The 22,661-nt window shown below is 57.6% G+C and carries 20 protein-coding genes; 2 read left to right on the top strand and 18 right to left on the bottom strand.

Going from position 1 to position 22,661, the window contains the following annotated elements:
* Positions 1-104: 104 nt before the first annotated feature.
* Complete coding sequence (mdoH, locus tag RCF31_RS05580) at positions 105-2,657, bottom strand: glucans biosynthesis glucosyltransferase MdoH (protein ID WP_416412766.1); 2,553 nt, start codon at positions 2,655-2,657, stop codon at positions 105-107.
* Positions 2,650-4,185 (bottom strand): glucan biosynthesis protein G, encoded by a 1,536-nt coding sequence (locus RCF31_RS05585; protein ID WP_208617309.1) that lies wholly within the window; start codon positions 4,183-4,185, stop codon positions 2,650-2,652. Before RCF31_RS05585 ends, mdoH begins: the two co-directional genes overlap by 8 nt.
* Before the next feature lie 266 nt (positions 4,186-4,451).
* On the opposite strand from RCF31_RS05585, the gene mdoC reads away from it, so the two are divergent.
* Positions 4,452-5,576 (top strand): glucans biosynthesis protein MdoC, encoded by a 1,125-nt coding sequence (mdoC, locus tag RCF31_RS05590; protein ID WP_299446764.1) that lies wholly within the window; start codon positions 4,452-4,454, stop codon positions 5,574-5,576.
* Positions 5,577-5,607: 31 nt separating this feature from the next.
* On the opposite strand, the gene RCF31_RS05595 is transcribed toward mdoC, so the two are convergent.
* Positions 5,608-7,068 carry a phospholipase D family protein gene (locus tag RCF31_RS05595; protein WP_416412767.1) on the bottom strand — a complete coding sequence of 487 codons (1,461 nt, stop codon included), beginning with the start codon at positions 7,066-7,068 and terminating at the stop codon, positions 5,608-5,610.
* A 153-nt stretch (positions 7,069-7,221) separates the two neighbouring features.
* Here RCF31_RS05595 and RCF31_RS05600 point away from each other — a divergent pair, with 153 nt between their 5' ends.
* On the top strand, positions 7,222-8,382 hold the full coding sequence (locus tag RCF31_RS05600; RefSeq protein WP_416412768.1) for a beta-glucosidase: 1,161 nt from the start codon (positions 7,222-7,224) through the stop codon (positions 8,380-8,382).
* Here the strand turns inward: RCF31_RS05600 and RCF31_RS05605 are convergent.
* From RCF31_RS05605 to RCF31_RS05675, 15 genes are all read right to left on the bottom strand, one after another.
* On the bottom strand, positions 8,379-8,552 hold the full coding sequence (locus RCF31_RS05605; RefSeq protein WP_416412770.1) for a hypothetical protein: 174 nt from the start codon (positions 8,550-8,552) through the stop codon (positions 8,379-8,381). The two genes, RCF31_RS05600 and RCF31_RS05605, sit on opposite strands and share 4 nt — an antisense overlap.
* Positions 8,553-8,594: 42 nt before the next feature.
* Entirely contained in the window at positions 8,595-8,738 is a 144-nt protein-coding gene (locus RCF31_RS05610; RefSeq protein ID WP_013508612.1) for a hypothetical protein, read from the bottom strand.
* Positions 8,739-8,867: 129 nt separating this feature from the next.
* Positions 8,868-11,066: a TonB-dependent receptor gene (locus tag RCF31_RS05615; protein ID WP_416412772.1), complete on the bottom strand. Its 2,199-nt coding sequence runs from the start codon at positions 11,064-11,066 to the stop codon at positions 8,868-8,870.
* A gap of 229 nt (positions 11,067-11,295) precedes the next feature.
* Positions 11,296-12,531 carry a beta-ketoacyl-ACP synthase gene (locus tag RCF31_RS05620; protein WP_416412773.1) on the bottom strand — a complete coding sequence of 412 codons (1,236 nt, stop codon included), beginning with the start codon at positions 12,529-12,531 and terminating at the stop codon, positions 11,296-11,298.
* Positions 12,528-13,259: a 3-ketoacyl-ACP reductase FabG2 gene (locus tag RCF31_RS05625; protein WP_416412774.1), complete on the bottom strand. Its 732-nt coding sequence runs from the start codon at positions 13,257-13,259 to the stop codon at positions 12,528-12,530. Before RCF31_RS05625 ends, RCF31_RS05620 begins: the two co-directional genes overlap by 4 nt.
* Positions 13,249-13,731, bottom strand: a complete 483-nt coding sequence (locus RCF31_RS05630) for a 3-hydroxy-fatty acyl-ACP dehydratase (protein WP_416412775.1) — start codon at positions 13,729-13,731, stop codon at positions 13,249-13,251. Before RCF31_RS05630 ends, RCF31_RS05625 begins: the two co-directional genes overlap by 11 nt.
* Positions 13,724-14,881 (bottom strand): beta-ketoacyl-[acyl-carrier-protein] synthase family protein, encoded by a 1,158-nt coding sequence (locus RCF31_RS05635; protein ID WP_416412776.1) that lies wholly within the window; start codon positions 14,879-14,881, stop codon positions 13,724-13,726. Before RCF31_RS05635 ends, RCF31_RS05630 begins: the two co-directional genes overlap by 8 nt.
* Positions 14,878-15,453 (bottom strand): DUF3261 domain-containing protein, encoded by a 576-nt coding sequence (locus RCF31_RS05640; protein ID WP_416412777.1) that lies wholly within the window; start codon positions 15,451-15,453, stop codon positions 14,878-14,880. Before RCF31_RS05640 ends, RCF31_RS05635 begins: the two co-directional genes overlap by 4 nt.
* A complete protein-coding gene (locus tag RCF31_RS05645) occupies positions 15,450-17,762 on the bottom strand; it encodes an MMPL family transporter (protein ID WP_416412778.1) in 2,313 nt (770 codons plus the stop codon). The genes RCF31_RS05640 and RCF31_RS05645 overlap by 4 nt, the downstream gene beginning before the upstream one ends.
* On the bottom strand, positions 17,728-18,327 hold the full coding sequence (locus tag RCF31_RS05650; RefSeq protein ID WP_416413218.1) for an outer membrane lipoprotein carrier protein LolA: 600 nt from the start codon (positions 18,325-18,327) through the stop codon (positions 17,728-17,730). The genes RCF31_RS05645 and RCF31_RS05650 overlap by 35 nt, the downstream gene beginning before the upstream one ends.
* Positions 18,328-18,338: 11 nt before the next feature.
* On the bottom strand, positions 18,339-18,755 hold the full coding sequence (locus RCF31_RS05655) for an acyl-CoA thioesterase (RefSeq protein WP_416412779.1): 417 nt from the start codon (positions 18,753-18,755) through the stop codon (positions 18,339-18,341).
* The gene (locus tag RCF31_RS05660) at positions 18,748-20,385 is read right to left on the bottom strand and encodes a glycosyltransferase family 2 protein (protein ID WP_416413219.1); all 1,638 of its coding nucleotides are present in this window, start codon (positions 20,383-20,385) and stop codon (positions 18,748-18,750) included. The genes RCF31_RS05655 and RCF31_RS05660 overlap by 8 nt, the downstream gene beginning before the upstream one ends.
* A 50-nt stretch (positions 20,386-20,435) precedes the next feature.
* Positions 20,436-20,783, bottom strand: a complete 348-nt coding sequence (locus RCF31_RS05665; protein ID WP_299445871.1) for a 3-hydroxyacyl-ACP dehydratase FabZ family protein — start codon at positions 20,781-20,783, stop codon at positions 20,436-20,438.
* Positions 20,770-22,098: an AMP-binding protein gene (locus tag RCF31_RS05670; RefSeq protein ID WP_416412780.1), complete on the bottom strand. Its 1,329-nt coding sequence runs from the start codon at positions 22,096-22,098 to the stop codon at positions 20,770-20,772. The genes RCF31_RS05665 and RCF31_RS05670 overlap by 14 nt, the downstream gene beginning before the upstream one ends.
* Positions 22,095-22,655, bottom strand: a complete 561-nt coding sequence (locus RCF31_RS05675) for a hypothetical protein (protein ID WP_416412781.1) — start codon at positions 22,653-22,655, stop codon at positions 22,095-22,097. Before RCF31_RS05675 ends, RCF31_RS05670 begins: the two co-directional genes overlap by 4 nt.
* Positions 22,656-22,661: the final 6 nt, after the last annotated feature.

A 22,661-nucleotide genomic window follows, 5' to 3' on the forward strand; every position in this document is an offset into this window, starting at 1 on the left:
CGGAACAGTCTTGCCTGTTAATTGCACTGCAACGATAAAAAAAGCCGCTATCGCGACACGATAGCGGCTTTTATCTTGCGGGCTTAATCAGCCAGCATCACGCTTCATCCATGCTGTTGTAGTGCCAATGGGTTTAACTTCAGCTTCTGATAGCTTTCCACCCACTGATGATATTTCTCAGCACTTTCCCACAAGCGCGTATGGACACGCGCCAGCACCACCGGATCGCTAATCAGCTGCAAGCGCTGTTCGCGATTCAGTTTTTCTGGTGTATCACTTAACGCCTGATCAACACGGCGATCGCGTGCGTGATCCAGCAAGGTGCTGTGTAAATGGCGTGAGGTCGCCATAGCCGTCGCCAGCGCGTTAAATGCCGGGTTAAACAACGCGTGCATAAAGCCGTTTTTCAGCGCACGTTCACGATTCAGTTGCAGATAGTTATCGGTGTCCACCAACTCTTTTGGCGGATCATACTCTTCCGGGATCAGGAACAACTGCGCACGTTTGCTCTTCAGACCGATGGTCGCGCGGCTCGACATCACAGACACGAACGGCGACAGAATCAGCGAGAAGACAATCGGCGACAGCCACCACAGGAAGTTCAGATCCAGCAGGCCCATGCCCGCTGCCCAGACAATACCCAGCAGCATCTGCGAACCGTGACGGCGGAAGGCTTCGCTCCACGGCGTAGCATCATCGTCACGCTGCGGAGAGTTCCACACCACTTCCCAGCCAAGGAACGCACTGACCACAAACACGGTATGGAACAGCATACGTACCGGTGCCAACAATACCGAGAACAGCATCTCCAGCAATAGCGAGAAAAACAACCGCACTGCCCCGCCATACGGTTTTGCGCCTTTGAACCAAATCAGCACCACGCTGAGTAGTTTTGGCAGGAACAGCAGAACCAGGGTGGTGGAGAACAGCGCAATCGCCAGGTCCGGACGCCACTGCGGCCACACCGGGAACAACTGCCGCGGTTGCAGGAAGTAGGTCGGTTCCATCAGCGTATGCACCACCTGCAAAGCGGTGGAGAGCGCCAGGAACATAAACCACAACGGAGCCGAGAGATATGACATTACACCGGTCAGGAACACCGCGCGATGCACCGGGTGCATCCCTTTCACCAGGAACAGGCGGAAGTTCATCAGGTTACCGTGACACCAGCGGCGGTCACGCTTCAGCTCATCCAGCAGGTTCGGCGGCAACTCCTCGTAGGACCCCGGCAGATCGTAGGCAATCCATACGCCCCAACCGGCACGACGCATCAGCGCCGCTTCAACGAAGTCATGCGACAGAATTGAACCGGCAAAGGAACCCTCGCCCGGCAGCGGTGCCAGCGCACAGTGCTCAATAAAGGGTTTCACACGAATGATGGCGTTATGGCCCCAGTAGTGCGATTCCCCCAATTGCCAGAAGTGCAGACCCGCAGTAAACAACGGGCCGTAGACGCGGGTAGCGAACTGCTGACAGCGCGCATACAGCGTGTCCATACCAGACGCTTTCGGTGATGACTGGATAATACCGGCCTTCGGATTTGCTTCCATCATGCGCACCAGACCGGTGAGACATTCCCCGCTCATCACGCTGTCAGCGTCCAGCACCACCATATAGCTGTAGTTGCTTCCCCAGCGGCGGCAGAAGTCATCAATGTTGCCGCTCTTGCGTTTCACACGACGGCGGCGGCGGCGATAGAAAATCTTGCCCGCGCCCCCGACATCACGTACCAGCTCCATCCAGGCTTTCTGTTCCGCAATGGCGATATCGGCATCGTAGCTATCGCTGAGGATGTAAACGTCAAAGTGTTCCGCATTGCCGGTGCGCTTGACCGATTCCCAGGTCGCACGCAGGCCTGCGAAGACACGTTCCACGTCTTCATTACAGATCGGCATGATCAGCGCCGTGCGATGCTCCGGGTTCAGCGGTTCATCGCCTGATGTTGAGTAAGAGATGCTGTACTTATCACGGCCAATCAGTAACTGCAGGAAGCCCATCAACGCGGTCCAGAAACCGGCGGAGACCCAGCAGAACAGTATGGCGAACAGGAACAGAATGCCGGTCTGCAAAATGTACGGCAGAATCAATTCCACCGATTGCAGCCAGTTCTGGTTGAACAGCTCCATGGGATCGAGCAGTGTCCAGCCCTGGTACGGCAAAATGGTTTTCATGTACCAGGTGGCGATCACGGTCTGCAGCAGCGTCAGAATCAGCAGGACGTAACGACGCATCGAACCCACGTGACGCCACTTCTCTTCCACTTTCTGTTCTTCATCCGTGGTGGCGCGCGGCGCAGACTTACGCCCACGCATCGAATCCCAGGCACGGGCTATCGGGTTGGTACGCCAGGCTTCCGGGAACATCAGCGAACGCTTAACCTTCGGCATCGCCTTCAGTATGGTGCGATCGAGATAATCCTTGCCCAGTTGCTGGCCGTCAGCCAGTGAATCTGGCCAAGCCATCTGCACACGGGACGACACCGATTTTAACGGTGCGTCATCCGGGCGCTCACTGGCGGCAACATCATGCCCCAGTGACGTATGAATAGCGTGGAACGCCTGGGCATTTTGTAGCGATGCACTCAGGCGGGCACGACCTGCCGCATCGAGCGGCAGGGCTTCCACGTAAGATTGAGGTGTAAAAGTCGAGTTATTCATTGGCAGGTAACTGATAGCTCCAGGTTTCCGTCAATGTCTTGTCACCGCTAACCAGCGCCGCACGCATTTCCGTCGGCTGCTTGTTATCTTTCACACGCAGGCGCAGTACCAGACGCCAGCCTTTGGTCACCGGGTTGTAACGTACGCTCTGTTCAACCACTTCGGCGTTATTACCAACGCTGACCTGCGGGGCAACCTGAGTGTTTTCCGGCAGTTTACTCATCGCTCTGCCGACAAAATCGACGGTAAAGGCGATGCTGCCATCCGGCTGACGTACAAGGTTTGACTGTTTCACATCACCCGCAGAACGCAGGGTATCTTTCACCCAGGCAACATCGTCGGAATGCAGCAGGTTTTCGTCACGGGTAAAGTGCAGACGATACTGGAAACTCATCTCTTTGCCCGGTTCTGCCAGTTTTTCTGGCGTCCAGAAAGCCACGATATTGTCGTTGGTTTCATCGGCGGTGGGGATCTCCACCAGCTCGACATGGCCTTTGCCCCAGTCACCTAACGGCTCTACCCAGCCGCTCGGGCGCAGGTCATAGCGATCGTCAAGATCCTGATAATGGCTGAAATCGCGGCCACGCTGCAGCAAACCAAAACCTTTCGGGTTTTCGATGGTAAAAGTACTCACCGCCAGATGTTTCGGGTTATTCAGCGGACGCCAAATCCACTCGCCGTTACCGGCATGGATGGAAAGACCGTTGGAATCATGCAATTCCTGACGGAAATTGCTCACCGGCGACGGCTGATTTGCGCCAAACAGGAACATGCTGGTCAGTGGCGCAATACCCAGCTTGCCGACGTTGTCACGCAGATAAATTTTTGACTGCACATCAACGGTCGACTCTTTACCCGGACGCACCACGAAACGATACGCACCTGAAGCGCGAGGCGAATCCAGCAAGGCGTAGATCACCAGCTGCTTATCCTGCGGTTTTGGCCGCTCGATCCAGAATTCTTTAAAGCGCGGGAACTCTTCGCCCGATGGCAGCGCAGTATCGATTGCCAGGCCACGCGCCGACAGGCCATACACCTGGCCCGCCCCGATCACGCGGAAGTAGCTGGCACCGAGGAAGCTGGTAATCTCGTCGTTTTTACCCTTTTCGTTCAGCGGATAAAGCACTTTAAATCCGGCAAAACCAAGGTTTTTCACCGCGTCAGCGTCATGCTTGACGTTGCCGAAGTTGAAATAGTCCGGGTTGTACTTGATTTCACGTACCGTATTGGCGGTTACTTCGTTGATTTTCACCGGCGTATCGAAATACATCCCCTGGTGATAGAACTCCAGTTTAAACGGCGTACGCAATTTGCCCCAGTAAGCTTTATCGTGGTTAAACTGGATCTGCTGATAATCAGCATATTTCATTTCACGAAACTGAGAGGGTAAGTTGCTCTTAGGCGCTTCAAAGCTTTTCCCTGCCAGGGCCTGAGCCTGTTTTGCTACATCATCAAGGTTGAACGCCCAACTATTATTTGCGTACAACGCCAGCAGAACTGCTGCACCAACCCAGCGCATCTTCATCAGTCCGGCTTTATTTTTCACTATATTCAGCACATCCCCCCCTTTCGTGTGCTTAGATCAAACCCGCATATCTTAAAGGATTATTCGTTTTTCCGACAGCGTATGTAAACGAATGTTCCCTCTATTTGTAAGTGGAAAATGCGCTTTTCGGATTATTAAACGATACAGAATCTACTGATAGTATACCCTGTTTACAGCCGGTAGAATTTTACTCCGGCATAATCCGGTTTCAGGGCGAAGCCGGCCAGGACACAGACAATTGGATGCTTATGACTGCAGCAAAATCCGAACGCGAATATTTTCTCGATTCGATTCGAGCTTATTTAATGTTATTGGGCGTGCCTTTCCACGTTTCCCTGATTTACTCCACACAAAGATGGTCAGTAAATAGCCAGGATGCCTCGATGTGGCTGACGGTGTTGAATGATTTTATTCACGCCTTCCGCATGCAGGTGTTTTTCGTCATCTCCGGCTATTTTTCCTACATGCTTTATCTGCGCTATCAGCCACAGCGCTGGCTGAAGGTCCGCCTGGAGCGCGTGGGTATACCGCTGCTGACCGCCGTGCCGCTCATCACTTTGCCGCAGTTTTTTATGCTAAAAAATCTCACGGACAAAGTAGGAGATTGGGACAGCTTCACCCTGTATCAGAAATACAATGCGCTGGTGTGGGACCTGATCTCCCATCTGTGGTTTCTGGTGGTGCTGGTGATCCTCACCACGCTGGGGATGATCACCTTCCGCTGGCTGCGTAGCCAGCATCGTCAGATTGATTATAACCGGGTTGGCTGGGGCAAACTGACGCTGGCCCTGCTGGCGTGGGCACTGTTGTGGTGTGTTTTCCGTCGTCTCATTTTTACCTTCCAGCCCAACTGGCTGATGGACGGCCTGTTCAGCACCGCCGTGATGCAAAGCCTGTTCTTCCTGCCGTTTTTCATGCTGGGCGCGCTGAGCTGGAAACATCCGCCACTCAAGGCGTTATTTGTTCGTTTTAATCCGGTGATGTGCTTTGGGGCAATCGCGGTATTTGTCGCCTACAGCCTGAATCAACGCTTTAGCAGTGGTGATGGCTGGCTGTATGAAATCGACGACGTGATTTCTACCCTGATGGGCTTGTGCATGCTAAACGTCTGCTTCTGCTTCGGGCATAAACTGCTGAACAGCCACTCACCACGTATCATGTATCTGGTGAATGCTTCACTGTTTATTTACCTGGTGCATCACCCACTCACTCTGCTGTACGGCATTTTTATCACTCCGCTGATCAGTAATGACACCCTGGGCTTTTTCCTCGGCTTGTTGATGGTGTTTGGCGTGGCATTTACGCTGTATGAAATCCATCTGCGTATTCCGTTGCTGCGTTTCCTGTTCTCCGGGAAACCGCAACGCAAATAACCGCCGGGCCAGCTTAGCTGGCCCGTTTTATTTACAGCAACCACTCAATCGGCAAGCGCCACACCAGCCGTACCAGCAAACGCTGTACCCAGGTGGATTGCGGCTCATGGATATGCACCACCTCACCCGCCTCTTCCGGATATTCCACCCAGTTCACCCGGCCCCAGCCATCAAGCCGTAAGGTCCAGGCGCGATCGCGCATCCCCTGAATAAAGCGCTGATGGGTGCGTTGCGCCAGCTCACCACTTTCAATCACCAGCCCCATTTCGGTATTCAGCACCGCAGAGCGCGGGTCGAAATTAAACGAGCCGATAAAGACTTTACGATTATCCACGGTAAAAGTTTTGGCGTGCAGGCTGGAGCCAGAGTTACCGGTCAACCCACGGTCATGCGGTGCCTCGCTGGCATTGGCCTGCGGCTTCAGTTCATACAAAGCAATGCCGTGCCGCAGTAGCTTCTTGCGCCAGCGCGCATATCCGGCATGCACCACGCTGACGTCATTGGCAGCCAGCGAGTTGGTCAGCACGGCGATTTTCACCCCGCGCCGCTTCAGCGCCAGTAACTGCGCCACTCCGGCGCGCGTCGGCACGAAATAAGCCGAGATGATGTCGAATTGCTGTTGCGGCGTGCCAATCACCTCCAGCATACGCTGTGGCAGCAGGGAAGAACGCTTCGCTTTCCCCAGCCCTTTGCGTGGGTCATCGCTTAATAAACGCGTGGCCGCCCAGGTCATACTCAGCGTCCCTTCCGCCATCTGGCTGACAAAAGAAGAGTGTTCCAGCCTGGCCATATAACGCAGCACCGCTTCACTGTGCTGCCAGGCGGTGGGCAGCCGTACCGCCTGATGTCCATCGTGATCGACCTCCACCACGCAGTGCAACGGTGACACCGCTTTGCTGTGCCAGTAACGGTTGAAATCGTGCCCCACCTCCTCCACCACCGGGCCGATCGCCAGCACATCCAAATCGGTAAACAAGGGTTCATCGCCGGTGCCAAAATACTCGTCGCCGATATTACGCCCCCCGACCAGGGTCGCGGCACCATCCACCGTCAGGCTTTTATTGTGCATACGGCGATTCAGCCGGGCGAAGTCGGTCAGATAGCCGAGCATACGTAACGTGCGAAACGAGAAGGGATTGAACAGCCGGACAGAAATGTTGGGGTGGCGCTCCAGCTCGGCGAGGGTCTCATCCAGCCCCGGGGTATTGTTATCATCCAGCAGCAGGCGCACTTTAACGCCGCGCTCCGCCGCGTCCAGCAGTGCGCTAAACAGCAGACGACCCGACATATCGTTATGCCAGATGTAATACTGCACATCCAGCGTACGCCGGGCCATGCCCATCAATAAATAACGTGCGGCAAATGCGTCCAGCCCATCGTTGAGGGGATGAATACCACTCATGCCCGGATGTGGCGCACAGCGAGCATCAATGATTTCATTGAGCCAGTTTTGGTCTTTTTCCGCAGAATCACGTGGTGCGGCTTCGCTCATACAGGATCCCTGAAACTCATCATATTCTTATTGTTGGAGGCCGCAGCGCGCATCGCAATCAGAGGCGTCCGGTAACAGTTGCTGGCCCGCTGTTAATTTAGTCTAGACTTAGCGAAACGTTCTGCATTCGGCGTGCCCCGTGAGGAGAGGAAAATGGCGCAGCACCCCCTTGTTCCCCCGTCCCCGCGCTATCAGCCCCGGCTGTTTCGCAGTTTTTTTCAGGGCAGTTTTCCCTGCTCCAGTGCCCGTCGCGCCGGAGGAAGGCGCCTCGATATGGTGATCAGTAGCGGCCATGACATGCTGCTGGACAAAGATTATGCCGCTCTGGCGCAGGAGGGGTTACGGACCGCACGCGATGGCGCACGCTGGTATCTGATTGAAGCCACCCCAGGCGAATATGACTGGCGATCTTTTCTGCCGATGGTGCACGCTGCCGCGCGTCATGATCTGCAAATCATCTGGGAACTGATGCATTTTGGTTATCCCGATCATCTCGATATCTTCCATGCCTCATTTGTCGATCATTTTGAACGCTTCGCGCGTGCGATGGCACAGCTGATGCGTAATGAAGGCGTGGAGCAGCCGTTCTTTACCCCCATAAATCAGATCTCTTTCTGGTCATGGGCCGGTGCGGATGTGGCGTGGCTCAATCCCTACGCCAGCGATCGGGGTAAAGAGCTGAAGCGCCAGCTGGTGCGGGCGTCACTGGCAGCGATGCATGCGATTCGCGAGGTGTATCCGCAGGCGCGTTTTGTGCTCACCGATCCGCTGGTGCAGGTGGCCACCGATCCTGCGAATCCCGATAGCAAACCCTATGCCGATGCGCAGCATCAGGCGCAGTTCGAAGCCTGGGACTGGCTGGCCGGGCGTGATGCGCCGGAGCTGGGTGGCAGCGAAGATTTTCTCGATATTCTTGGCCTGAATTATTACCCGGATAACCACTGGTTTTTCCCCGGTGACCCGTTGCCGGATGACCATCCCTCACGCCTGCCGCTGCATCGGCTGCTGTTGCAATGCTGGCAGCGCTACCAGCGACCGCTGCTGCTGGCAGAAACCGGAGCGGAAGGTGACGCGCGTACGCCCTGGCTGCACCATGTTTCTGCAGAAGCGATGCTGGCACTGGAGCAGGGAGTGGCGCTGGAAGGCATTTCACTTTATCCGGTGGTGGAGTATCCGGCATGGGCTGACGATCGCCGATCGCCAGGGCCGTTATTTGGTCTGGGGGATCCTAATGGCAACCGTACGCTACATGAAGCGTTGGCGCTGGAGTTACGCAGTCAGCAGATTAAGTGGCAAAAGCGGCGGCAGGATTAGGAATGTTGGGTTTCGGCGTTTTTCGGGCCGCAGGTTTGCACATCGAGAGAACGGTCGGCAGGATGGCGCACATCGGTGAGCCAGGTCATGGTAAACAGGAATACCACGCCAATCAGACAGGCCGAAAGCAGGCCAATTATGGCGATCAGTTTGTCATCTCTGGATTCCATCGACATCTCCTTGCAGGCTTCCGATACCCGTTGCAACAAGCCTTAGCTCATCCATAACGTCATCATCAGGACAAAGATTATAAGGGTAACCGAGGTCACTGCAAGTACCACAATGGCAAACTGCGCATCGTCCAGCGGCTGGCGCAAGGGTTCGTCGTGATCGTCGGGTGGAGCAGGTGAACTCATGTGAACTCAACAAAAATAAGGGAAACCAGCAGCAACGTTACCGCTCCGAGTGTAATGGAAAGCGGCCAAAGATGAAGAATTATTTCAGCACGAAATGAAAACGGGGCGCAATCGCGCCCCGCTGAGAGATTAAAAGTCGTAGCTCATGCTGACTTTTAAGGTGCGCGGATCGCCCTGCGTCAGGTAGGTCCCTGAGTAGTCGATATTCGCCCAATACTTCTCGTTGGTGACGTTTTCCACCGCCACGCGCCAGACAACATCGTTCTGGTTGATCTTCGTGCGATAACGCAGCCCCAGATCCAGCGTGGTGTAAGCATCGATACGTTTGGTATTGGCAGAATCCGCCCATTGTGAACCGGTATGGTTCAGCAACGCGGTGGCGGTCAGCCCCTCAACCGGTTTGATATCGTACTCTGCACCCAGCGCATAGTTATAACGCGGTACGCCAATCGCCTGTTTGCCGTCGTACTGGCCTTTTGCCGTTTTCACCATTTCCGGATTAATCCAGGTGGCGCTGGCGTTGAGGCGGAAACCGAGTACCGGCTCACCGAACACATTCAGCTCTGCGCCACGGTGGCGCTGTTCGCCATTCATGGCAAAGACGTTGTTGCTGTCGAGAATGCCCGATGGCTGTTTGATTTCAAACAGCGCCAGGGTGCCCCCTACGCGGCCAAAGTCACCTTTGACACCGATTTCATTCTGCTTCGAATGCGCAATCCCGGTCACAGCACCATAGTTGGTGGCACTGGTAGGGGCTGTTGAACCCGGCTGCAACGCCTCGGTATGGTTGGCGTAGAGGGAAACGGTCTGCCACGGCTTATACACGATGCCGTAAGTCGGCATCCAGCGGCTCTGGGTATAACGCGAGCTGACGTCTTCTTCCTGAGTGTTGTAGTCGTAGTTACGTACCCACACTTTCTGATAACGCGCGCCCACGGTGAACAACAGCGTGTCATTAAACGCGCCGAGAGTATCACTCAGCAGATAGCCCTGAGTACGGGTACGCGCGGTGGTTTTCGGATCATAAAACTCGCCACCGGCATAGGTCGGATCAGGACGAGACACCTGCACCGGATCGTAGATGTTGTAGTTGTAACCTGACAACGACATGCGATAGGCGTTTTTCGCATTGGTGGTCAACGCGGAGTAGCCAACGTTCACTTTATGCGAGATCGGCCCGGTATCGAAGTTGCCACGCACCCCGAGCATACCGCTCATATTGTCCTGACGGCGGTTGGTTTCGAAGGTGTTGATGGACACATCACCTGCGGTATTCAGCAGTTTTGGCGTGGCATAGTTGCCGATTTCATGGGCATGCTGGGCACCCAGTGCCGCATACGCCGTCCAGCTATCGGTGAGGTCATACTCTGCTTTGGCCATGCCCCATTCGTTTTCAACATCGCTGAACACCCAGGGCTGGCTGTAGTTAGTGGAGTTAGAAGGCACCGCGGGCAGCGAGTTAACGCCGCTGATATTGACGCCCATGCGACCATCGTGGAACGTCTTTTTCTGGTAGCCGAAATCCAGCGAGGTGCGCAAACGCTCGCCACGGTAATCGAGACCGATGGACGCCGCTGTGGTGCGTTTTTTCTCACCATCAACCCCGGTTTCACCTTCGCGGTTAACCGCGTTGAAGCGCACGCCAAACTGGTTGTTATCACCGAAACGGCGGCCAATATCGAGGCTGCCACCCACCTGCGAGGACGAGGTGTAATCAACCCCCACACGGGTCAGCGGCGCATCATCCGCATGTTTCGGTTCAAGGTTAATCAGACCACCGACGCCGGTGCTGGCGGCACCATTCAGCAGGCCGTTAGCCCCTTTGAAGATTTCCACGCGATCAATCAGGGAAGCATCCATCACCTGACGCGGTACAACGCCCGGCAAGCCGCTAAACGTCATATCATCGCCATCGAGGCGGAAGCCGCGAATACGGTAACTTTCTGCGAAGTTGCCGTAGCCTTTGACGTTTTGCACCGTGGCATCATTACGGATGACGTCGGCAATGGTTTTTGCCTGTTGATCCTGAATCGCTTTCGAGGTGAAGCCAATGACGTTGAACGGGACATCCATCGCATTTTGCTCACCCAGCATGCCAAGACGGCCGCCGTGCGCGATCTGCCCATCAAGATAAGCCGGGACTAAATCGTTCCCGCCAGGTTTGAAGTCATTCTGCGGTGTCGCCACTACAGTCAGCGTTTTCTGTTCTTTTTTCGCCGCATCTGCGGTGGTGTTGGTGGTAGCAGCCATCACTGGCAAACAACCGGCACTGACCATTACAGCCAGTAGCGTCGGTTTCAGTCCGGGATTGAAAGGCATTCTGCGCATGGATATCCCCTAATGCAAAATCAACTGATAATCATTATTATTGCGGTTTGCGATTATGCGGACAGCGGCGCTGAATGCAAGAAAATTCCTGGCATTTCTTTACAAATTCCAGACGAAAGGGAGGATTTCCGTGGGGGTTCTCAGCATGGTGCACATCATTGCACGATAAATCGTGCCGCTACGGTGGTGTGCGATTCGTAGCAGCGCAATTTATTGCGCGGGGTTTCCGTTATATGCCCTGCCAGCGGCGAAACACCAGCGAGGTGTTAATGCCGCCAAAGGCAAAATTGTTCGACTGGACATATTCCGTCTCAATATGGCGCACGTCACCCATGATGTAATCCAGCGCACCACACTCCGCGGCGGGCTGTGTCAGGTTGAGCGTCGGGACAAACCAGCCTTCACGCATCATCTCAATACTCATCCATGCTTCCAGCGCACCGCAGGCTCCCAGCGTGTGGCCAAAATAACTTTTCAGCGATGAAATCGGTGTGCTGGCACCAAACACCGCTGCCGTAGCCTGGCTTTCGGCAATATCGCCGCGATCGGTAGCGGTCCCGTGCGCATTAATATAGCCAATCTGATCCGGCGTCAGCCCGGCACTTTGCAGGGCACGCTCAATGCAAATCTGCATGGTTGCCTGTTGCGGTTGCGTGATGTGAGCCGCGTCGCAGTTGGTATGAAAACCCACCAGCTCGGCATAAATGGTGGCGCCGCGCGCCTGCGCATGTTGCAGCGATTCCAGAATCAGCGTGCCCGCCCCTTCGCCAATCACCAGTCCATCACGCTGTTGATCGAACGGCGCCGGCGTGGTGTGCGGCGCGTCATTGCGCTGGCTGGTGGCAAACAGCGTATCGAAAACCGCCGCTTCCGACGGACAGAGTTCTTCCGCCCCGCCCGCCACCATCACCGTCTGATAACCGTGACGAATCGCCTCCCAGGCATAACCAATCGCCTGGCTGCCGGAAGTACAGGCGCTGGAGGTGGGGATCACCCGACCGCGCAGACCAAAAAACAGTCCGGCATTGACCGCCGTGGTATGCGGCATCATCTGCACATAGGTGGTGCCGGTAATATTGTTGGTGTGTTTTTCCGTCAGCATGGTGGCAAATTCACTGACCGGCCCGGTGCTCCCTGTTGAGGATCCATAGGCAATGCCGGTTTCACCATTGGTCAGCACCGGGTTGCCAATCAGTCCCGCCTGCTCCAGCGCCAGCTCGGAGGCTCGCGTCGCCAGCAGCGATACTCGTCCCATGGCGCGGATCCGCTTGCGGGTGTAGTGCTCAGGCAAGGTAAAATCATCCACCGGCGCACCCAGCAGAGTATGCAGACCGGCGTAAACCTGCCATTCCGGCATGTGACGCACCGCATTTTTGCCCTGCTTCAGGCGCGCGGCCACAGCGGCCCAGCTCTCGCCAAAGGCGGTGACCCCACCCATTCCGGTTACCACCACACGCTGAATCACAGCATCCCCCCATTGATTGAAATCACCTGGCGCGTGACGTAACCGGCGATGTCCGACATCAGATAACCTGCCAGCCCGGCCACTTCTTCCGCTGCCCCCATGCGTTTCATCGGGATTAGCTTCAGCGCTTCATCAATCACCTGGGGTTCCAGCCCGGCCATACCGGTATCGATCAGTCCCGGCGCGATGCAGTTAACGGTAATTTTGCGTTTCGCCAGCTCAATCGCCAGCGCTTTGGTAGCACCGATAATGCCTGCTTTTGCCGCGCTGTAGTTCACCTGGCCGCGATTCCCCATGATGCCGGAGACCGACGATAGCGTGATAATGCGTCCCCCCTGGCGCAGCCCAATCATCGGCATCACACAAGGCTGGATTACGTTATAGAAGCTGTCGAGATTAGTATGAATCACACTGTCCCACTCCTCATCAGTCAGTGCCGGGAACGCCGCATCCCGCGTGATTCCGGCATTGCTGACCACACCATAGTAAGCACCATGCGTGGCGATATCCTGCTCCAGCGCGTCCCGTGTCATCTCACGCTGCGCCACGTCAAACTGCAACGTCCGGCCAGATCCCCCCGCTGCAACAATCTGTTCCAGCGTGTGTATCGCACCGCTGTCATCACGGTGATAATGCACCACCACATGGAAACCATCCTGCGCCAGGCGCAATGCAATGGCGCGTCCAATTCCCTTACTCGCCCCGGTCACTAACACGCTACGCGTCATGGTGTTCTCCTTGTGCTAATAATCGTTGTAATTCGTCATCATCCGGTTGCCAGGTATTCAGCCGCCCACTGGCCAGGCACAGGTCTCCGTGGCGGATTTCCCCTTCAAAACTGCCAAGGCGCTCATCGCGCATCAGCAAATGCATCGCCACCTGCAAGCTCGCACCTGCCGGAAAGGTGGCTGCCGCCGCGCGATAGCCGCGTCCACCCAGCAGCATGCCGGGGCGAATCTGCGTCACGCCTTGCTCGCGGGCATGAAATCCTGACCACACCCCCACCGTCTGTGCCATGATCTCCACACCAAACCAGGCAGGCAGTTCACCCTGTGGGGTAAGAAACGGGGCCAGCACTCCCTCGGGATCAATGGTCACCCGGCAAATCACGCTATCGGCGGTGACGCTGATGACACGATCCAGCAACAACATGGGTGCGCGATGCGGTAAATACGCCTCTGGCGGCAAAAAATCAGCCATCGATTCGTCCTGTAATCAGGCAGGTATTGTTCCCGCCAAAAGCAAAAGAATTGGAAGCAATCACCGGCCGCACCAGCAGGGTCGGCTCGCTAATCAGACCGCAGTCCGGCAGCGTGGGATCGCGTTCGGATTGTGAAAAATCCTGCGCGGGCAGCAGCAGCGGCTGTTCCAGCAACAACAAAGACAGCGCGACCTCAGTGGCACCGGCTGCACCCAGCGTATGGCCAGTCAGATGCTTGGTAGAACTACAGGGGACGCGATCGCCAAACAGACGATGAATCACCGCCGCCTCCACCTGATCGTTGAGCGGTGTGGCGGTGCCGTGCAGATTGATATACCCCACCTGCTCAGGGGCTAAGCCCGCCTGCTGCAAGGCCATGACCATCGCACGCTCCGCTCCAATGCCTTCGGGATGCGGTGCCGACATATGCCAGGCATCCGATGATTCGCCCACCCCCAGCAATGCCAGCGGCTGTGGTTCCCGCGTTAGCAACAGCAGCGCTGCCGCTTCACCAATCGAGATGCCATCACGATCGCGGCTGAATGGCGCACATTGCTGTTCCGATAACGACTCAAGGCTGGCAAATCCATTAATGGGCATACGGCTCAGCGAATCGGCTCCCCCCACCAGCGCCACATCCGCCAGACCAGCGGCTATCAGGCGTTCACCGCTGATAATCGCCCGGGCACTGGAAGAACAGGCGGTGGAAAGGGTGTAGGCCGGGCCATCCAGCTGCAAAAAATCGGCCAGGAAGCGCGAGGGATCGCCCAGCTCCTGCATACGATAGTCAAAACCGTCTAACCCCGCGCTGACCTGACGATCGCCTTCATCCACTCCCGAGGTGCTGGTGCCGAGCACCACCGCCACCCGATCGCGGCCATATTGCGCAATTGCGGCCTCCAGCGCCGGGCGAATTTGCGCCAGCGCCGCCAGTAGCAACCGGTTATTACGGGTATTATGCGCCGCCAGCGCCTGCGGGATGGCGGGCAGCTCGCCCTGCACCTCCCCCAGCCAGCAGCATTTACCTGCCTGCAACCAGCCGTCGCGCGGTTGCATCCCGGGAGCCTCGCCCTGCTGCAATTGCGCGGCGATCTGCGCAGGGCTGTTGCCCAGTGCGTTGACCATGCCGTAAGCCGAGATATAAATCATGATGCGTCCAGGGTTTGAATCTGAATCTGATAACCAAAAGCCCGTTGTTCGATGCTGATGGGGTCACGTTGCCCGCCGCGTTGCTGATAATGAATCAGCGTCACCACCGTGCCGGAGGGGTCACGCAGCTCGCGCCGATCGCCGATATCCTGTAACTGCCAGCCGCTGGGTAACTGCGGCTGCCAGGCGCTAATCGGCCAGTGGCTGAGCATAATATCGGCCAGTACCTGGCTGGCTGGCGGCATCTCCGGCAACGCCATCATCTGTTGAGTATGGACGCCACTGGCGTCATACGTGACGCTGAACAACCGAATGCCGAGCGATGACAATCCGGCGAGGCTGATGTGCTGCTCATCCGCCGCCAGCAACACCAGCAACGATTGCGTTTTGCCCTGGTTATGACCGGTTAGCAGCTGTTGCTGCTGAAACGCCGGAGAAATGCCCGGAGCAGGCAAGGTGACGCGGACGCCCGGTTTGAGCCAGGCGGTTGGCCGGTTGGGTTGTGCCGTCTGCTGCGCACAGCCGCCGAGCAGCAGGCTTAACAGCAGTAAAATCAGGCTTTTCTTGATCATGGTTTTCTTTTCCCAGCGGCCAGCGGGGCCAGCAAAAATGCGCAGAAGATGCCGCTGCACAACACCGTACCAAAGCTGCTGATCGCCGCTGTGCTGCTGAATACCAGCATGCCCAGCGTCAGCAACGTGGTCATCATCGCCAGCGTCACCGCCAGCATCGAGGTCAGCGGCGTACCCCGTGGATTGCTGAAAAACAGCGTGTAATTGATACCGATCCCCAGCACCAGAATCAGCGCCAGTAAGGCAAAAAGGTTGAGCGTGGCACCGATCCAGCCGAGTGTAGCCAGCGCTGCCGCCAGCGACAGCCAGGACGGTAGTGCGCTGCGCAGACCCGCTTTCAGCCCGAGGCGGATCAGGTAGCTCAGGGTAATCAGCAGCAGCGCCAGCACCAGCAAACCGCTCAGCAGGGTGCGCCAGAAGGCAAACAGCTGATCATAGCTGGCTTTGCGATCAACCCAGCTGACTCCCTCCTGCTGCATTGCCAGTTGCTGGAGCGCGCCACTGTTGCGTACCCCTGACACCGGCACCAGCACACTACTACGACCATCCGGCAATGACAGCCAGAGCAAACGCCAGCCCTCGCTGAGCGGGCTTGCCAGCCAGTTTTCCGGCGTCACCGGCATAGCACGCAGATCGGCCTGCGCTGGTGTAACGCCCGCCTGTTGCAGGCGGGCTGCCATCGCCGGGGCCGCCTGGTGCAACAACGCCACATCCTGTTGCTGCTGCGCCAGCGAGTTGAGCGGCAGCAGCCGATAACCGGACATATCGCCGCGTTGCAGCGCCTGTTGCAGCGCCGGTGCCAGCGCGCTGAGGCGTTGCAGGGTTTGCTGGGCATTATCGCCCCATACCACAAACCAGGTTTGATCGGCCTGCTGGCCGGTGAGTTGCGCCAGCTGGCGATCCTGCGCCAGCATCTGCGCCGGAGCGCTTTGCAGATGAGCAATATTATCGTCCACCCGCAGTTGCAGAATGCCGGTCAGCGCATACATCGCCACCAGCGCAGGCAGCCCCCACATCAATGCGCGATTACGCCGCCACGCCGCCAGCCAGCGCGCCAGCCAAACCATACCCGGTACCGGACGCACCGGCAGACCACGCACCAGCCACGGATAAAAACAGATCACCGTCAGGCAGGAGGCGCTTAGGCCACTGGCGGCAAACACCGCCAGCTGCCGCAGACCGGGAAACGGAGCCATTAACATCAGCAGCCAGGCAATGGCGGTGGTGGCAAGTGCCAGCAGCAACGTGGCACGCACTTTAGCCAGACTTTGCCACGGTGTGGATTGGTTGCCATGCACCATGCGTTCGGTCAGATAGTAAAGGGTATAATCCGCCGAGATCCCGACGATGCTCAGGCTCATCACCAGCGTCGTCAGATGCAGTTCACCGAAGCACAGCAAGGTCGCTACCGTGCCCGCCATCGCGCCAATCGCCACCGACAGCGCGCACAATGCCAGTGGGCGCAGCGAGCGGAACACCAGCCAAATCAGCAGCAGCAATCCCCCCAGCGTGACGCTGCCGAGGGTCTCCACATCGTGTTGTGCACGCTGGCTGGCATCATTGCTAAATAACACCGTGCCGCGCGTCAGCAACCGGGCATCTGGCCAGCGGGTTTTCAGCTGCTGCTCCCGCTGCTGGAGTGCCGTTACCAGCTGATGGCTTTGCTGAATGCTGAAGGCATTGCTCGCCAGTTCGCCATGCAGGAAGTACCAGCGGCGCTGCTGCGGGTCACTCACCGTCAGCCAGCCATTACGCAACACCATTTTGCTGGCATTTTGCTGCAAGGCCAGCTGCGCCCCGCGCACCAGCAGCAGCGGATCTTGTTGTAATTCCTGGCTGCTGACGCCCGCAAAGGCGGAAAACAGTTGTGCCAGAATCCAGTCCGCCTGGGCAGTGCCGCCATGTTGCAGACGCGCACGCGTGGCCTCGTCGATCAAGCCATTACGATGCTGCCAGGCGAAACTGCCCCAGCGTTGCAGCTGCTGATCGTCCATCGCGCCACTGACCTGAGCCAGCATCGGCAGCGCCTGCAACTGCGCCTGCCACCAGGCTGCCGCGGCCTCACCGTCCTCACCGTCGGTGCTAACCAGCCACACCAGTTGCCGATCAAGACGCTGCATAAACGCCTGCTGGATCTCTGCCGGGGCCTGGCCGAGATTCTGCTGCGGTAACAGCGCCAGCACGCTGCTATTGATCTGGCTGCGCGGTAATAACAGCGCCAGCGCCATCGTCAGCGCCAGGCATACCACCAACCACAGCCGCGCCAGGTTTTTTTCACGGTGCCACAGCAAAACGCGCGCGCTCCTCATCGGTCAGATGGCCGGGTTCGGTACGGGTATCGCTCAGGGTGATTTCTGTCTTATCCCCCTGCTTGTCATCGAGGCGGATTTGCTGAAGAAACGCGCTCCCCTGCAAATCGATGCGGTTAAAGATTTTATTCAGCGGCGCCGCTTTCGGTATCAGACCGAGCTGCCAGTTATCCTTACCCTGCGCCTGAAATTCGAGGGTGAAATTCTCCCGCAGCACTTTCTCATCGGCCTGAAATAACGCACGCAGCAGATGGTTGAACTGGAACATTTGCGGATTGCTGTCGGCGGTGATCACCTGGGGCGGCTGGCCGCTGATGCTCTGCACCATGCGCCGGTCATCCAGCAGCAGGGTCATGGGAAAAGGCGTGTTCTGCTGCCACCATAGCCCCTGCTGCTGCGCAATCAGCAATTGCCCGCGTGACACCAGCGGTTGCGCCATACCGGCAATGGTCCGCACCTGAACGAAGTTGGCGCGGATCACCGGCTGGCTGGCAAAGCGCTGTTGTAGCTGGTCGAGCGTCACCGCGCTGACGCTGGCACTGCACAGCAGCAGCAACATAGTCATAAAAAAACGTTTCAAGGCTGGACTCCCAGGCGTTCAAACAGAATGGCAGGCGAGACAAAACACATCTCCTGCGTGGTTTGGTCCACCGCCACCTGAATAGTGTGCGCTTTGGTGGTCACCTGTCCCACGGCGTTACGAATGATGTAATCAATACGCAGGCGGTTCTCATATTCAGTAATCGCGGCGCTGACGCGGAGAGTTTCTTCACAGCGTATTGGCAAACGGTATTTCACCCGAGCATCCACCACTGGCCAGACATAGCCGCTGGCCGCCATTTCGTTGTAGCTGTAATTCACGCTGCGCAGCAGTGCCTCACGTGCCGCCTCAAAAAAACGGAAATAATGGCCGTGCCATACCACGCCCATCGGGTCGCAGTCATTGAATGAAACCACTATCTCCACCTCGGCGCGGTGCTCGATCTCACTCATCGCGGTTCTCCTCAGCCGGTAACGTCCAGAAATCGTAAAAATTAAACCAGTCCAGCGGGGCCAGAAACGCATAGTACTGCAAGCGTCGGGCATAACGATCCACCGTCTGTTGCAGGGCCTGCTGGCGGGTGGCACGCGGCAGAACTAAGGGGGAGGCAAAGGCCTCACAGTGCACGCGCAATCGGCCCTGTTCACGCAAGGCAAACATCAGCAGCACCGGGCAACGTAACGCGGCTGCCAGTAAAAACGGCCCCTGCGGAAAGGGGGCGGGCTGGCCGAGAAAGTCGCTCCATATCACGCGTCGTTCACCGCCACGCTGGCGATGCACAGCAGTACGATCACCGACAATCGCCACCCATTCCCCCGCGTCCAGCTTCTGTTGCAGCAGAATCGCGGTGTCTGGCCCGATATCCGTCACCGGCATCAGATTGACACCGGCCTGCGGTGCAATGCTTTCCAGTACCGCTCGAAAACGCTGGGCATTGTCGGTAAACACCAGGGCATTGATCACCAGACCACTCACCTGCTTCGCCATGGCACGGCAGGCTTCGATATCACCGAGGTGTGAAGCAAGGATCAGATGGCCCTGACCTTCAGCCGCGCGGATCACCTCTTCGGCACCGGGAGCAAAATCGATATCGCGTCCCCAGCGCAGGTCACCACGCCAGCTCGCGACCTTATCCAGCATGCTGTAACCAAAACGCAGGAAATGACGGTAGCTACTGAGTGGCGCGGGCAATGCCTGATGTTGCTGCTGTGCACAGTGCTGCACCCGTGCCAGCCACTGCTGCGATGCCGCGCGTGCCCGTCGCCCGCTAAACCAGTAGAGCGCCACCACCGGCCATAGCAGCAGCACAAATGGCAGCCGTCCGGCGTGGCGATAGAGCCACAACATAAAGCGCAGCCCCCATTGTCCGCGGCGTTCCGGCGTTGACGACCAGTGGCGCGCCTCACCACGCTGACGTAGCAACTGCGGGATACGTGGCAACATGCCGAAAAACAGACGGGTGTGCATCCATGAGATGCGCAGGTTGTCGCGCAGCGCATCAAAATGCGAGACGCCGCTCGGCGGATAAGTGACGCGCGTTGTCAGGAAACGACTTGGGGTACCCTGCCAGTAGAGACGCACCATGATTTCGGTATCAAAATCCATCCGCTGCCCCAGCGGCTGGCGATTGCACAGGGCCAGCGACGGCTCCAGCGGATAAACGCGGAAACCACACATGCTGTCTTTCAGCGACAGGGAAAGGGTCTCGATCCACACCCAGAGATGGGTGATGTAGCGGCCATACAGGCGCGATTTGGGAATTGAGTTATCGTAAAGCGGTTGCCCGGAAATCAGGCACTGCGGATGGCGACGCGCTTCGTCCAGCATCCGTGGCGTATCTTCCACCTGATGCTGGCCATCGGCATCCAGTTGCAGCGCATGGCTGTAACCCGCCGCTGCTGCCACGCGCATCCCGGCGATCACCGCAGCGCCCTTCCCCTGGTTCTCAGCTAAGCGGTGAATACGCAGCTGCGGGGCACTGAGTGCGGCGATTTGCTGCCGGGTCTGCGCATCGCTACCGTCATCAACAATGATGATCGGCAAATTAAACGGTGCCAGGCGTTGCAGCACCGACGCCAGCATCGCACCGTGGTTATAACAAGGGATTAGCACGCAGGGGGTAAAAGGCGCATTCAGCACAGGCGGATCTTCCCACTGCTGGCGACCGGCATGGCGTCATCGGATAACAACCGATATTGAAAGCTGAGCACGGATTTCTCCGCCTGCCAGTTGATATGCAGTTCCAGCTCGGCGTCCGGCAGCACCGGTTGCTGAAATTTTATGTTCTCGATCGACGCAAACGCCTTACCCGGCACCAGGCGCGTCAGACCGTAGTACAGCACCCAATCGAGTTGCGCTACGCCAGGCAGAATCGGCAGGGAGGGAAAATGACCACGAAACCACAGCAAATCGGCAGCCACATGCAGACGCAGGGTCAGTGCAGTAGCCTGCTGCTGAGCATCAAGTTCAACCGGCAACATGAAAAAGCTCCTCAATTTGCGGCCAGGCGCGCTTGCTTTGCGCGGTAACCGGAATGGTTGTGACGACCCGCCAGTAACGCGGCATGGCTACCGACTCCAGCCAGGGTTGCAGCGCCTGTTTCCATTGTTGTTTACGTTGCGCCAGCGTGGCTGGATCAAGCCGTTGCGCTAACGCCAGCACCACGCCTATCGTCTGACGTCCATGGCGCTGAATCACCAACGCGGCGGCATCCTCAATCTCCGGCAGAGCCAGCAAACGGCGTTCAATCTCACTAAGTGACACGCGTTTATCTTCAATCTTCACCACACGATCCTGACGCCCCGCCAGCTGAAAATGGCCGGATTCAAGTTGTATCAGGTGATCGTCCAGCAACCAGCCACCCGCAAGCTCCAGCAATGGCGAAAAGACACGCCAGCGCACGTCATCCTGCGGCTGCAAGCGCACCTGCGGAAAACATTGCCAGGCCACCTGTTCCGCATCCAGCTGACGCCAGGCAATGACGCCGGTTTCCGTGCTGCCATAAATTTCATCCACCGGGCAACCCAAACGCTGTTGCGTATGACGGGCATCAGCCCAGGCTAATGCGCCGCCCGCAGAGATAATCAGCGCACAGCGCGGCAAATTGAGTGACGGGTCCAGCCGACGTAAAAAGGCCGGGCTGCTGATAAAGGCATAGCGGTGTGCCGGGGCAAGGTCCGCCAGCTGTTCACTGTACAAAAGTTGCTGCGCGGCAAAAGGTAAACCGAGCGCCATCGGCAGCACCACGCGAAACGTCAGGCCATACAGATGCTGGTGACTGACGGAGGCAACCACATGGCACAGCCGCAGACGTTCTCCCCAGAGCGCCGCCAGCCACTGTGCTTCGGTGTCCAGAGCCCGGATTGATTTCACCACGCGACGCGGGGTGCCGGTCGATCCGGAGGTAAACAGCACCAGCGCGGCATCCGGGGCGATGTCTGCCAGTTCAGCGTCGGCCTCAGCACCATCCCAAAGCAGATGCGGCAGCGTCAGGGCCAATGGCATATCGCTGATCACTCCGTCGAAACAGCCCGTCATCTCCTCCAGCTGCGCCGCGCGACAATGGCCAGGGATGACCGGAGTTTTCCCGGCATGCCACACCGCCAGCAGCGCTACAGTAAAGTGGTAACTGTTGTCAAAGCACAGCGCCCACTGCTGCCCTGGCAGCGCCCGCAGCCGTGCGCACAACGCCATCACCTGCTGCCGCATGCTGGCTAACCGATGTTGCTGCGCGCCCTGCCAGGCAACGACGCGATCTTCCGCGTACAGCCAATGCGCGATGGCCTGAGCTTTCATGCCTGTTTCCTCATCCGCTGACGCAGCAACCATTCGCTCCCCATCAGCGCCCCCATCAGCAGATAGCTGATGCAACCATTCCATAACGTCCAGAGCCGGAGATCCGCCAGCAGGCAGGTCATCAGCGCCACGCCGCCATTGAAAATAAAAAAGCCGCACCACACCTGGGTCACCCGTCGGGTATAGTGCACCGCGCGCGCCGGGAGCTGCGGTTCACGCAGGCGCGCAATGCGCTCCACCAGCGGCATCCCCCGCCACAACGATGACGCAAACAGCAGCAACAGCAGCGCGTTAACCACCACCGGATACCACAGCAGCAGATGCTGCCCACGTAACAGCAGGCTGGCGAGGCATAACACGCTGCCGATCAGCGCCATCCATAACCCGATACGTGCCATCGCACCGCGCGAATGACGCAGACTCCAGCCACGCAGCACAAACAGCAAGGCCAGTAGCAGCAACAGCAGACGCCATTGCGGCCTGGTCAGCGCCAGCCACACCAGCAACGGCCAGGCGAGCAACGCAATACCGTTTAGCAAACGCAGCACCGCGTGCATTGCGTC

It is taken from the genome of Pantoea sp. App145 (assembly GCF_047947045.1).
Lineage (GTDB): Bacteria > Pseudomonadota > Gammaproteobacteria > Enterobacterales > Enterobacteriaceae > Pantoea.